The organism is Paraburkholderia sp. RL17-347-BIC-D (genome assembly GCF_046027915.1).
Classification (GTDB): domain Bacteria; phylum Pseudomonadota; class Gammaproteobacteria; order Burkholderiales; family Burkholderiaceae; genus Paraburkholderia.
Genome location: NZ_JARESS010000008.1, coordinates 205,144 through 217,842 on the forward strand (window position 1 = coordinate 205,144; position 12,699 = coordinate 217,842).

The 12,699-nt window shown below is 65.8% G+C and carries 13 protein-coding genes; 8 read left to right on the forward strand and 5 right to left on the reverse strand.

Features of this window, described 5'->3' with window-relative positions; genetic code table 11:
• Nucleotides 1-9: 9 nt before the first annotated feature.
• The 5 genes from sctR to sctU are packed head-to-tail and all read right to left on the reverse strand — an operon-like array spanning nt 10 to nt 5,979.
• Nucleotides 10-660 (reverse strand): type III secretion system export apparatus subunit SctR, encoded by a 651-nt coding sequence (gene sctR / locus P0D96_RS13925; RefSeq protein ID WP_132381799.1) that lies wholly within the window; start codon nt 658-660, stop codon nt 10-12.
• On the reverse strand, nt 644-2,023 hold the full coding sequence (gene sctQ, locus P0D96_RS13930; protein WP_408313884.1) for a type III secretion system cytoplasmic ring protein SctQ: 1,380 nt from the start codon (nt 2,021-2,023) through the stop codon (nt 644-646). Before sctQ ends, sctR begins: the two co-directional genes overlap by 17 nt.
• Nucleotides 2,020-2,736 (reverse strand): type III secretion system protein SctP, encoded by a 717-nt coding sequence (gene sctP / locus P0D96_RS13935; RefSeq protein WP_408313885.1) that lies wholly within the window; start codon nt 2,734-2,736, stop codon nt 2,020-2,022. Before sctP ends, sctQ begins: the two co-directional genes overlap by 4 nt.
• Before the next feature lie 10 nt (nt 2,737-2,746).
• The gene (sctV, locus tag P0D96_RS13940) at nt 2,747-4,852 is read right to left on the reverse strand and encodes a type III secretion system export apparatus subunit SctV (protein WP_408313887.1); all 2,106 of its coding nucleotides are present in this window, start codon (nt 4,850-4,852) and stop codon (nt 2,747-2,749) included.
• An 11-nt stretch (nt 4,853-4,863) separates the two neighbouring features.
• Entirely contained in the window at nt 4,864-5,979 is a 1,116-nt protein-coding gene (gene sctU / locus P0D96_RS13945; RefSeq protein WP_408313889.1) for a type III secretion system export apparatus subunit SctU, read from the reverse strand.
• Between the two features lie 333 nt (nt 5,980-6,312).
• Here sctU and P0D96_RS13950 point away from each other — a divergent pair, with 333 nt between their 5' ends.
• Genes P0D96_RS13950 through sctT form a run of 8 tightly spaced genes read left to right on the forward strand, consistent with a single transcriptional unit; the run spans nt 6,313 to nt 12,533 of the window.
• Nucleotides 6,313-6,912, forward strand: a complete 600-nt coding sequence (locus tag P0D96_RS13950) for an HrpB1 family type III secretion system apparatus protein (RefSeq protein ID WP_132381807.1) — start codon at nt 6,313-6,315, stop codon at nt 6,910-6,912.
• Nucleotides 6,913-6,926: 14 nt separating this feature from the next.
• Nucleotides 6,927-7,325, forward strand: coding sequence for a type III secretion protein HrpB2 (locus P0D96_RS13955; protein ID WP_132381809.1), 399 nt, complete (start codon nt 6,927-6,929; stop codon nt 7,323-7,325).
• A 34-nt stretch (nt 7,326-7,359) separates the two neighbouring features.
• Nucleotides 7,360-8,226: a type III secretion system inner membrane ring lipoprotein SctJ gene (sctJ, locus tag P0D96_RS13960; RefSeq protein ID WP_408313891.1), complete on the forward strand. Its 867-nt coding sequence runs from the start codon at nt 7,360-7,362 to the stop codon at nt 8,224-8,226.
• Nucleotides 8,227-8,244: 18 nt separating this feature from the next.
• A complete protein-coding gene (locus P0D96_RS13965; protein WP_408313893.1) occupies nt 8,245-9,021 on the forward strand; it encodes a type III secretion protein HrpB4 in 777 nt (258 codons plus the stop codon).
• Complete coding sequence (sctL, locus tag P0D96_RS13970; RefSeq protein ID WP_408313895.1) at nt 9,006-9,800, forward strand: type III secretion system stator protein SctL; 795 nt, start codon at nt 9,006-9,008, stop codon at nt 9,798-9,800. Before P0D96_RS13965 ends, sctL begins: the two co-directional genes overlap by 16 nt.
• Nucleotides 9,797-11,146 (forward strand): type III secretion system ATPase SctN, encoded by a 1,350-nt coding sequence (gene sctN, locus P0D96_RS13975; protein WP_408177809.1) that lies wholly within the window; start codon nt 9,797-9,799, stop codon nt 11,144-11,146. The genes sctL and sctN overlap by 4 nt, the downstream gene beginning before the upstream one ends.
• Nucleotides 11,146-11,673 carry a type III secretion protein HrpB7 gene (locus tag P0D96_RS13980; RefSeq protein WP_408313897.1) on the forward strand — a complete coding sequence of 176 codons (528 nt, stop codon included), beginning with the start codon at nt 11,146-11,148 and terminating at the stop codon, nt 11,671-11,673. Before sctN ends, P0D96_RS13980 begins: the two co-directional genes overlap by 1 nt.
• Nucleotides 11,670-12,533: a type III secretion system export apparatus subunit SctT gene (sctT, locus tag P0D96_RS13985; RefSeq protein ID WP_408286508.1), complete on the forward strand. Its 864-nt coding sequence runs from the start codon at nt 11,670-11,672 to the stop codon at nt 12,531-12,533. The genes P0D96_RS13980 and sctT overlap by 4 nt, the downstream gene beginning before the upstream one ends.
• Nucleotides 12,534-12,699: the final 166 nt, after the last annotated feature.

The window sequence follows — 12,699 nt, forward strand, 5'->3', positions numbered from 1 at the left end:
TCTCCCGCGCTATTTGTAGGACATCACGAGGCCGTGAATCAGCGTCGACCAGCCGTCCATCACCACGAACAGCAGCAGCTTGAACGGTATCGCGACGTTGGTCGGCGTGACCTGGTTCAGGCCCATCGCGAGCAGCACGTTTGCGATGATCAGATCGATCACGATGAAGGCGATGTACAGCAGAAAGCCGATCTTGAACGCGTCGGTCATTTCCGTCAGCGTGAAGGCGGGCGCGAGCACGATCAGGTCGTCTTCCTTGATCTGCGCGGCTTCTTCCTTCGGCCACACCACGGAAGCCGAGCGCAGAAAGAAGCGCTTCTCGCGCTCGTTGGTGTGCTTGACGAGAAACGCGCGGAACGGCTCGCGCGCCGCGCCGAACGCCTGTATCAGCGCCTGCGATGGTTGCGAGGCAAGTTGCTGGCCTTCGAGCGTCTTCGCGGCGAGCATGCCGATCGGCGCCATCACGTAAATGGAAACGAGAATCGCGATGCCGTTGAGCACCATGTTCGGCGGCACCTGCTGCACGCCGAGCGCATTGCGCAACAGACCCAGCACGACGACGATCTTCGCGTACGAGGTGACCACCATGGCGACGAAGGGCAGCAGGCTGATCGCGACGACGACCAGCAGCAGCCCGGTGATATCACTGAATTGGACCATGCCTGTGCGCCATGCGAATGATGCGGATACCGAGATGTTCGCCGACCGTCACCAGCTCGCCATAGCCGATGGTCTGTCCATGCGCGACGAGCCGCAACTGGGCATCGGCCACGGGAACGGGCAGTTCGAGCACATAGCCTGGGCCGAGCGCCGACAGTTGGGCGAGCGGTAGGGCCACCGTGTCGATCTCGAACTGCACCGGCAGTTCGAGTTCTCCGATCCGGATCGGATCGGCGGGATCGTCGATGGCGAGCCCGGCGTCGGCGCTCGCCGGGTCCAGCTCTTCTGACATGTTCGGCTCCTTGACGATGACGAGCGCGTGCCCGTCGATTTCCACAGCGGCGCACACGCGGGTGAGCCCAGGGGTGCCCCACGCGGCGACGGCACGCGGCCGAGCGTGAGACGCGGATGAGTCGTCCGATGCGCCGAGCAGCGCCGCATCGAGCGAAGGGAAGGCGGCGCGCAGCAGCACGTCGCCGGGTTCGAGTGCATTCAGCGTGTCGACCGGCAAGCGCTTCACGCCGAGGATCAGGCTGCCCGGCACGTCGAGGTCGGCGCTCGCGTGTGCCGACGAATCGTTCGATGCGAATGCGCCTGGTGTCGGGTTCAGTACCTGGGTCGCATCGGTATCGCTGCGCAATAGCCGGTCGAGCAGGTCGTAGCATGCGGGCTCGGCGATAACGGCAGCCTGATAGCGGCGCTCGGCGAGTACGAACGAGAGCGCGACGACCGGTGGCGTAGCGGCGTGGGCTTCGCTCGTGAGCTTGCGCATCGAAGCCGAAGTCGAAGCGATATCGCGCAGGCGCGCCCGGCGCACGGCAACCACACGCGGGTCCTTGAAGCCGGCGCCGACGAGCCGCTCGAACAACGGCGCCAGCACGACGCCCGCGACGGCCTGGCGCAAGGCGACATCGGCGGGTGGTTTGGTGCTCAGCGCGTCGCTATCCGGCCATGCCGCGATCGACAGCGCCGGATAGGCGCGCAGATCGAGCGCCACACGCAGGCCGGTTGTCGTGCCGCCGTCAACCGGGGCGAGCGTGAGTTCGATGACGCCGGGATCGGCGTAGGCGGCATCGAACGTATGGGCATCGGTCAACGCCGCATGCCATTCGGTGATGCCGAGCGTCACACGCAGATGATTGGCGACGCGCGTATCGCAGATCGTGCGCGTAATGCGCGCGTCGCCGTGGGACACGACCGGCATGCGGAACGGCACGATCACTCGCCGATGCGCAAGCTCCGCCGCGCCGCGCGACGGCTCGCTGACCGATGCGCGTTCACGCACCGCACGCGGGTCGGTCACGGCTTCGTCTTCAGTCGTCGGCTCGTCGAGCGGATAGGTCATGCGCAGGGAATCTGTCACCAGACAGTGAGTTCGATTTCGCGGGCTTCACCCCACGCGCGCAGCAAGGTGTCGAGTTCTCGTTCGAGCAGTGCGCTATGTTCCAAGAGTAATTGCCGCGCCGCCGTATCCGTCGTATCGAACCGAAGCTGCAGACTGAAACGCGAAAGCGTCAGATACAGCGTGGTGTGCGGCAACAGTTTCTGATCGAGCGGCAGTTGCACTTCCCAATTGCCTGCTTCCGCAATCGACGGATCGCCGCAGAACGCACCGATCTCGCGCGCCAGCGAGCCGAGCAGCTGCACGAAGCGCTGTTGTTGCCGATACACGGCGGACACGACCGGTTGCGCGGCATCGGCGACACGTGCGCCGATCGCGAGGCGTTCGGGCGAAAGCGTGAGTTCGGTATTTGCGCCGGAACCTGAGCCCGTGCTCTCTTCGGCAGCATCGTGACCGGCGTCGCCTTCGTGCGGGAAGAACGGCTGCGGCGCGGCGGGCGCCGATGCGGTCTCTGCGTCTTCATCGGCATCCGCATGACTGCCGCCTTGCGAGCCCGCGTGGGCATCGGCATCCGCGTTGTTGTTCAGCCGATGCAACGCGCGGCGGCGGCCGAGCAACGACGCGTAGTCGAAGCCGCGGCCACGTGAAGCGGAACGCGACGCGGCGTCTTCCGGTGTGTCATTATCCGCTTCGCCCGGAATCACACGCACGTGGCGCGAAGCGATATGCGTCATCGCCGCCGCCTCAGATCGACACGCGGCCGAGCGGCCGCAATTCGACGTGCTCGCCGAGTTCCTGATACGAATACACCGCGAGCCAGTTGAGGCGCGCCTCGATCATGCGTCGCACGTAACGGCGAATATCCATCGAGGTCACGAGCGCCACGCCCTCGCGCGGCACCGCGCCGACGAAGGACTGGATCTTGTCGATCAGCAGCGCGGCTTCATCGGGCGGCAGGGCGAGAAAATTGCCGGTCGGCGTTTGCTTGATCGACTGCCGGATATGCTGCTCGACCGGCATGTCGAACAGCACCGCCGACAAGGTCCGCTCGCCGCTTGCGGCCCGATGCGCGAGAAAGCGCGAGAGATCGCCGCGCACGTACTCGGTCAACATCAGCATGTCTTTCTCTTTCGGCCCCCACGCGATAAGACTTTCCATGATCGTGCGGACATTGCGAATCGAAATCTGTTCTTCGAGCAGACGTCGCAGCACGTCGGCGATACGCTGCGGCGGCAGCACTTTCTGCACTTCGGCGACCAGCCCCGGATAGTCACTCGCGAGCTGGTCGAGGATCCATTGCACTTCCTGAATGCCGAGAAAGAGCGGGGCGTGGCGCCGCATCAGCGCGACGCAGGCGTGTGCGATGGCCTGCTCCGCGCGCCATACGGGTGTTTTCGGCGGCACCGAGCGTTCTTCCAGCCAACGCGTCGGCGTGCCGCTCGTGTCGATCGGCGGCCCCGGCTCGCATTGCGCGACGAGCACCTCCAGCGCCTCGCTCTCTTCGCTAGTGAGCGTCACCGGTGCCGCCGAATGCGCGAGACGGCTCGCTTCGGGCAACATCACTTTGCCGGCGGGGAGTTCAATGGTGAGTTGCGGAACGTCGTGAACGAGGATCTGGCAAGTGGACGCCGGCAATGCGGCATACGTCCACATCGTGATGCCCGGAAACGGCAGGCCGAGTTCTTCCTGAAGCCGCGCGCGTTCGGTCTCGAACGACTTGTCGAGCGCGGGCATGGTGAGCCGCGCAACGAGGTCCGGCGCGATCCGCACGCCGAGCGGGCAGGTGAACTGCGGCGCGCGGGCCAGAATCGCGGGCACGTCGATCTTCGCGCCCGAGCGTTGCATCGCGTGCAGCGACTCGCGTTCATGGCTGCTCTGCTGCGGCTTCTTCGTGTTCAAACGCCACGCGGTAAACGCCAGCGTGCCGGCGAGCAGCAGGAACAGCGCCGCGGGAAAACCAGGCACGGCAGCGAAACCGAGCAGCAGGATGGCCGCGAAGTACAGCGCGCGCGAACTGGAACCGAGCTGGCGGCCGATCTCGTCGCCGAGCGAACCGGGCTTGGCTTGCCGCTCGTCGGCGACGCGCGTGATCATCACGCCGGCTGCCACCGAGAGCAACAGCGATGGAATTTGCGACACCATCGCGTCGCCCACCGAGAGAATCGAAAAACGGTTTGCCGCTTCGCCCGCGCTCATGTTGTGATACGCGACGCCGACCGCAATACCCGCCACGATATTGATCATCGTGATGATCAATCCGGCAATCGCATCGCCCTTGACGAACTTCATCGCGCCGTCCATGCCGCCATGCAACTGGCTTTCGACGGCGAGCGTCGCGCGCTTGCGGCGGGCTTCCTCGGCGGTCAGCAGATTGGCGCGCAGGTCCGCGTCGATACTCATCTGCTTGCCGGGCAGCGCGTCGAGCGTGAAGCGCGCGCCGACTTCCGCGACGCGTTCCGAACCTTTCGCGATCACGATGAACTGCACGGTCGTGATGATCACGAACACCACCAGCCCGACCACGAGATTGCCGCCCACCACGAGTTCGCCGAAGCTCTCGATAATGTGACCCGCCTCGGCATGCAACAGAATCGACTTGGTCGACGCGATGTTCAGCGACAAGCGGTACAGCGTCGTGAACAGCAGCAGCGACGGAAACGCGGAAAGCGACACCACGTCCGGCACGTACATCGTTACCATCAGCAGCGTCACGCTGATCGTGATGTTCACGCCGAGCAGAATGTCGATCAGCGTCGGCGGCAGCGGCAGGATCATCAGCGAAATGATCGCGACGATCAGCGCGACGATACCGATTTCACCGCCGGCAGGGAGTTTCAGCGTCTTCAGCATGGTGGGTCTCGTCAATGGAGGGCGGGCGGCGGAGTCGTGATGTGGGGCGAGGTGCTGTCGTCGGGTGCGAGTGCGCCTTCGTTGCGCCGCGCGCCGATCGATTCGACCCAGCGCAGAATGGCCGCGACCGTCTCGAACAGTTCTTCGGGAATCGGCTCGTCGAGACCGACCTTGTACAGCGCGCGCGCCACCGGCGGGTTGCCGATGATCGGCACGCCCGCATCGCGCGCCGCGCGCCGCAGCGCGGCGGCGCTCTCGTCCATGCCTTTGGCGATCACGCGCGGCAGCGGGTGTTCCTCGGGGGCGTAGCGCACCGCGACCGAATAGTGCGTGGGATTCACCACCATCATGTTGGCCATGCCCACTTTCGACTGCGGCGGCGCATTCAGCATTTCGCGCGCGAGCCGCCGCCGTTCGCCCTTGATGCGCGGATCGCCTTCCTGATTCTTGTGTTCGCGTTTGACCTCGTCCTTGGACATCTTCATCTTCTTGAGGAACATGAAACTCTGCAGCTTGACGTCGGCGGCGCCGACCAGCACGAACACAGCCGCGGCCACCATGAAGACCTTGAGCAGCAGATCCCAGAACATGCGCACCAGTTCCGGCAGCGGCTGATAGAGCGAACCGACGATCAGCGGAAACAGCCACTTGATGGTCTGCCACATTACGCAGAACACGATCACCGCCTTGACGATCATCTTCGCGCACTCGATCAGCGTGCGAACCGAGAAAATCCGCTTGAGGCCCGCCATCGGGCTGACGGCTTTCGGGTCCGGCGTGACCGGCTTGGTGGCGATCTGCATGCCGACCTGGCCGATCGAGCCGGCAATCGCGGCGAGCGCCGCGATGCATACGCACGGCACGATCGCCGACAGCGCGAGGCCGCCGATCTTGTACAACTGCGTCTGCATATTGGTGAGCGAATGATCGCCGTTGACGAAGCCGGTGGCGATCGTCACCGCCTCGCGCATGGCGTCGCTGAAGTGGCTCGCGCCCGCCATCAGCAGCAGCACCACCGCCGACATCGAGATCGAATCGGTCAAATCGCTGCTGCGGGACACCTGGCCTTCCTTGCGCGCGTCCCGCAGCTTTTTCTGTGTTGGCTCTTCGGTCTTTTCGTCGCTCATGTCGGCTCGGTCGCGATGTGAGGAGGGCAGCGCCTCATAGTGCGCCTGACGATAGCGCCCGCACCCGCCTTGCGTGCCGGGCGAGGCGAAGCAGGCGCGCGCATTACGAAGCGCTTTGATTCGCCGCCGGCACGCAATCCGCACCGGGATCGCGCCGTTGACGCGTGAGCATGGACAGCGCTGTTACGCAAACGGCACGGCTTCGCATCCGTTGCGGCCACTTCGCATTCGACGGCTTGCCGCCGCGCGGCGGTTGCTATGTTTGCGTCATCCTTCCCGACCGGCTGCGAACGGCACGGTCGACCTCAACGCTTCTGTCAGGAGCCCATCGCCATGACCGTCAGCACGCCGGATTACCTGAATTGCAGCCCCGATGTCGTCGGCGGCCTGATCGAAACCGTCTCGACCGCGTTGCTCAGCAACTTCCCGAAGGTGTCGGCCGACCCGTACGACATCGAACTCGTGCTCGACGCGCTGCGCGTGCTGCGGCCGCGCGTCGCCGAAATCGATACGCTCGACGGCATCCTGCACATGGTGCGCGGCCATTGGGACGACGCGATTCACGTGCTGCGCCAGGTCGGCGAAAACGCACCGCGCTTCGGCTACGCGAAGGCGCTGCTCGCGTTTTGTCTGTCCGCGAAAGGTGACCCTGACTGGAAACAGTGCGCCGCCGAAGCCATGGAAAACAATCCGACGCGCGACACTCAATCGCTGGTGCGCGCGCTCGAAGCTCGCGAAGACCTGCTCAACGCGATGAAGGTCAAGCGCGCGGGCGGCCAGTTCGTCACGCCGAAGTCGTGCGAGGCGCTGGCTGAATTCGACGCGGAAACCGCCGAAGGCGCGCAGTCCGCCGAACCCGCGACCGCAGCGGCGCCCGCACCGGCCGCGGCCGCGCCGGTCGATTATGCGCACCAGTCGTTCCTGCGCGCCTGATCACGGAGCCGCCCATGACCGTCAATGCCACCACGACCGCCTTGCAGGCGTCGCTCGAGCAGATGTCGCAAAGCGCGGGCGCCGCGCCGGCCGCGCAAACCACGCCTGAACTGGCGGACAAGTTTCAGTCGCTGATGCAGAAAGGACAGATGAGCGCGCCCGCCACGCCGCAGCAGGACGGCACGGCGGTTGCCTCGAAACTGGTGGCGGCGCAGGACGCCGAGTTGCAGCACACCGTCAACGACGCGCTGCAACTCGCGCAGCAGGCGCCGACCATGTCGATGAACGAGATGAGCGCGGGCACCATCCGCATGACGCTCGAACTCGCCAGCACGCAGCTCGATCTGGAAGCGAAAATGGGCGTGGTGGATTCGTCGAAGTCGGCGATCGAAACGCTGATGAAAAACCAGTAACCCGTCATTCAACTTCGTCACGGACGCCGTCACCATGTTCGACCGATTGCCCGCTGTGCAGCCCGCCGTGCCGCCTGTCGCGCGACCGGCCCGCCGAGCCGCGCCGCTGCTCTGCGTGCTGGCGCTGTGCGTCATGCTCGGCGGCTGCAAGAAGGAGCTGTACGGCAATCTCTCCGAGCAGGACGTCAACGAGATGGTGGTCGCGCTGCTGGAACGCGGCGTGGATGCGTCCAAGGACACGTCGGACGCGGGCAAGACATGGTCGCTCGATGTCGACGACGCGCAGATGGTGCGCGCCATGGAAGTGCTGCGCGCGCGCGGTCTGCCGCACAGCAAGTTCGACGACCTCGGCGGCCTGTTCAAGAAGGACGGCCTCGTCTCGACGCCGACCGAGGAGCGCGTGCGCTTCATCTATGGGACCTCGCAGGAGTTGTCGTCGACGCTCTCGAAGATCGACGGCGTGCTGGTCGCGCGCGTGCAGATCGTGCTGCCGAATAACGATCCGCTTGCGCAGACCATCAAGCCGTCGTCGGCGGCGGTGTTCATCAAGTACCGGCGCGACTCCGATATCGGCGCGCTGGTGCCGCAGATCAAGACGCTGGTCATGCACAGCGTCGAAGGGCTCACCTACGATCAGGTCAGCGTGACCGCGGTCGCGGCGGATCCTGTCGAATACTCGCAACTGCCGCAAAGCAACAGCATGCCGGTGTGGTGGTTCGGCGTGCTGGCCGGGGTGATCGTGCTGGCCGCGACGGGGCTGCTGGTGCTCGCGCGCCGTGGCGTGATCGCCGGACGGCCCAGGAGCGGCGATGCCGCCGGCAACGCGGATGCCGCGGCCGGCGCGAGCGGGCGCTTCGCCGGACTGCTGGCGCGCTTGCGGCGTCTGCGTCCCGCGAACTGATCCGCCGACGCGGCTACGATGAACGCGCCGACCGATCTACCCTTCATGCGCGTGGCCGCGGCGCTCGATGCGTATCGCCGCAATCTCGCGAGCGCGACCCGCTGGGCCGATCCCTCATGGAGCGCCGCGTTGCTCGGCGCGGATGCCGTGCAACTCGAAAGCTGGCGCATGGCGCTCGAACGCGCGAACAGCGCGGCGGTGGAGAGCTGTTCACACGCGCTCGCCGATGCGGCCGCTGTCAAGCTGCCCGCCTTCGCGTCCCTCACGCATAGCGCGCTCAAACCGACGCCGTCCGGCGCGGCCCAGCCGAACGCCGTGCTGCTCGACGTGCTGCCGGTGCGTCACGCGCTGCAGGTGCTGCGCATGCGCGCCCTGTCGTTCCGCCGTGCCGAAGCGCGGCGTCTGATCGACAAGCGCACCCGTTCGCAGCTTTCCGAGTGGACCGGTGTCGGCGTAGACCGTCTCACCCAGGACGCGCATCTTGCCGATGCCCCCGATATTGCGCGCCTCGCCGCGCGCGCCGCGATGCCGCCGCTGACCGCGCTGGATGCCGGCACGCTCGCCGTCGAAGGCTGCGCGTTGCTGCTGCGCGACCTGGGCCATGTGAACGGTGCGAACGGCGCCGGCGACAGTGCGCGCGTGCCGTTTCCGCTGCTGCGTCTCGCCTTGCCGCGCGTGCTGCCGACACCGGCGTGGCTCGCGTCCGTTCCCGATTCGATCGACGCGGCCGGCTCGGCGCGCCTGTTCGCGCGGCTGTCCGATCTGCTACCGGAGTTTGCATGGCTATTTGGTTGAAGCGCGCGCGCTCCGCTTTCGGCGAAAGCGACGCGCACGGCTGGTCCGCGCGCGTCGGCGTGGTCAGCGATGTGATTCCGCGCGCGACCTTCGGCGAACTGCTGTCGATCGACGAAGCCTACGCCGCGCTCGCCATCGAGCGCGAGGCCCTGCTTGCCGACGCGCGCGACGCAGCGGCGCGCATCGTCGATGCGGGTCATGCTCAGGCCGCGGTGATCGCCGCCCAGGCGCAGTGCGACTACGACACGGCCAGCGAGCAGGGCTATCGCGACGGTTGCGACCGTGCGCTCGCCGACTGGATGGAGCGTCTCGCCGACGTCGCCGATGCGCAGAACCAGTTGCAGATGCGCATGCGCGAGCGGCTCGCGCAGATCGTGGCGTCGGCGGTCGAGCAGATCGTGCGCGTCGAGCGTCACGAGGCGCTGTTCGAGCGGGCGCTCGCCACCGTCGACCGGATCGTGGAAGGCGCGACTTATTTGCGCGTGGCCGTGCATCCCGACGACTACGCCGAAGCCAAAGCCACCTTCGATCGGCTCGCCTCGCGCTGGCGCGATCTCGGCCAGCCGATCCCGCTTTCCGTGATCGCCGACAAGCGGCTCGATCCGGGCAGTTGCGTGTGCGAGTCCGACTTCGGCACGGTGGATGCGAGTCTCGACACGCAATTGCGCGCCATGCGCAGCGCGGTGTCGCGCGCGTTGAAGCGGTCCGTGGAAGAGGCTGATGCCGGCGGCGAGGAACCCGCCACGCCCGCTGCGCCAGACGGCGAGGAAGCCGCATGAGCACGCCGTGGCTGACCCGCACGGTCGATTTCGACCGTCTCACCGACGAGATCGAGCGCGAAATCCTGGCCGTGCCGGGGGTGGCGCGGACCGGCAAAGTGCTGGAAGTGATCGGCACGCTGATCAAGGTGGCCGGGCTCGATCTGTCGCTCGGCGAGCTTTGCGAACTGCGCGCGCCGAACGGCACGCTGCTGCAACACGCCGAGGTGATCGGTTTTACGCGCGACGTCGCGTTGCTCTCGCCGTTCTCGCGCCTCGAAAACATTTCGCGTTCGACGCAGGTGATCGGGCTCGGACGTTCGCTCGCCGTGAAAGTGGGCGACATGTTGCTCGGCCGCGTGATCGACAGCCTGGGCGAACCGGTCGACGGCGGGCCGCCGATTCATTCCGACACCTTGCGGCCGATCTTCGCCGCGCCGCCCGACCCGATGAGCCGCCGCATGATCGATGCGCCATTGCCGACCGGCGTGCGCGTGGTCGACGCGATGATGACGCTCGCCGAAGGCCAGCGTATGGGCATTTTCGCACCGGCCGGCGTCGGCAAGAGCACCTTGCTCGGCATGTTCGCGCGTGGCGCGTCGTGCGACGTCAACGTGATCGCGCTGATCGGCGAACGCGGCCGCGAAGTGCGCGAATTCGTCGAGCTGATTCTCGGACCTGAAGGCATGGCGCGCTCGGTGGTGGTGTGCGCGACTTCGGATCGTTCGTCGATGGAGCGCGCCAAGGCAGCCTACGTTGCCACGGCAATCGCCGAATACTTTCGCGACCGCGGCCAGCGCGTGCTGCTGATGATGGACTCGCTCACGCGCTTTGCGCGCGCCGGCCGCGAGATCGGCCTTGCCGCCGGCGAGCCGCCGGCGCGGCGCGGCTTTCCGCCGTCCATTTTCGCCGAATTGCCGCGCCTGCTCGAACGCGCGGGCATGGGCGAAACGGGTTCGATCACCGCGCTCTATACCGTGCTCGCCGAAGACGACAGCGGCAGCGATCCGATCGCGGAAGAAGTGCGCGGGATTCTCGACGGCCACATGATCCTGTCGCGCGAAATCGCGGCGAAGAACCAGTATCCGGCGATCGACGTGCTCGGCAGTCTGTCGCGCGTGATGCCGCAAGTCGTGCCGGACGGCTACGTGCAGGCAGCCGCGCGGATTCGCGAATTGATGGCGAAGCATCGCGAAGTCGAGATGCTGCTGCAGATTGGTGAGTATCAGCCCGGCACCAACGCGCTCGCCGACGAGGCGATCGCCAAGGCCGACGCGATCAAGGCGTTCCTTTCGCAGCGCACCGGCGACTATGCGGCGCCGAACGACACCGAGGCGCAACTCTACGACCTGAGCGGGCTCGGCTGATGAGCGCGGGATCGAAAGGCCTGCAGCAACGGCGCATCGTCGCACTGGAGCGATCCTGTACGCGGCGGCGCCGTCTCGACGAGACCTTGCGCGTCACGCTCACGGCGCAGCGCGGCGCGCATGCGCCGCTCGAAGCCGCACGCGATGCGAAGGCGGCACAAGTCGCGCACGAAGCGGGCGTGCTGCATTTCTACCAGCATCGCGTGGACGGCATGATGACGGGCACCGAAGCCTTCTCGCTCGACGACCTGAACAACTGCCGGTTGTATATCGGCGTGGTGAACGATCGGCTGCGCGTGTTCGAAACAGAACTCGCGCATGCCGAAGCCGCGGTGCAAGCGAACCTCGCCGCGATCGCGCAGACCCGGCGCGAGATCGCGTTGAATCAAGGCCGCATCGATCTATGCGGCGAACGGATTCGCGACATCCGGCGGGTTCAGGAGAATGCCGCCAGCGACGCGAGTGACGAAGAGGCCGAGGAAACCGCGCTGGCGCGGCGCTTCCAGGCGCGCGGGGCGCACGCATGAACGACATCGCATCGGCGTTGCCGCAACTCGGCTCGCTGCTGGTCGGCTATATCACGTTGATCGGCGTGTGTTCGCTGCGCCTGTTCATCGTGATGTTCATTTTTCCGCCGACCGCCGACGGTCTCCTGCAAGGCGTGGTGCGCAATGCCATCGTGCTGCTGTTCAGTTCGTACGTGGCCTACGGCCAGCCTGCCGCGTTCATGCAATCGCTGCACGGCGTGCTGCTGCTCGAAGTCGGCTTGCGCGAGGCGTTGATCGGACTCGCCATCGGCTTCGCGGCTTCGGTCGTGTTCTGGGTCGCGGAAAGCGCGGGCACGTATATCGACGATCTGACCGGCTACAACAACGTGCAGATCACCAACCCCATGCGCCAGGAACAGTCGACGCCGACCGCCACCTTGCTCAGCCAGATTGCGTCTGTTGCATTCTGGGCGCTCGGCGGCATGACGTTTCTGCTCGGCACGCTGTACGAGTCGTATCACTGGTGGCCGATTATCTCGGCGGGGCCGAACGTGTCGAACATTCTCGAATCGTTCGTGCTCACGCAAACGGATTCGCTGATGCAATCGGTCGCCAAACTCGCGGCGCCGATGATGTTCATTCTGCTGCTGATCGACTTCGCCTTCGGCTTCGCCGCGAAGTCCGCTTCGAAACTCGATCTGATGACGCTCAGTCAGCCGGTCAAAGGCGCAGTCACGGTATTGATGCTCGCGTTGTTCGTCGGCATCTTCGTGGATCAGGTGCGAGACCAGGTGACGTTGCGCGGTCTCGCCGCCGAGTTTCGCGTGCTCTCCGATACGACCAAGACGCCGGCCGCGAACGATGCGCCCAATGCATCCGCGCCCGTAGCGAAGCCTTGAGGTTGTGTTGAGAATGCATGCGCAACGTACCGCATTGCAACGGCCTCGCGGCAAAACTCAAACCTTCTCAAATGCGCCGCGAATATCAGATTAATTGAAACTTCGCTTGATGCGAATCGTTACATTGACTCCACCGAACGCAACGCGCGTGCCGCGTGCGACGCGT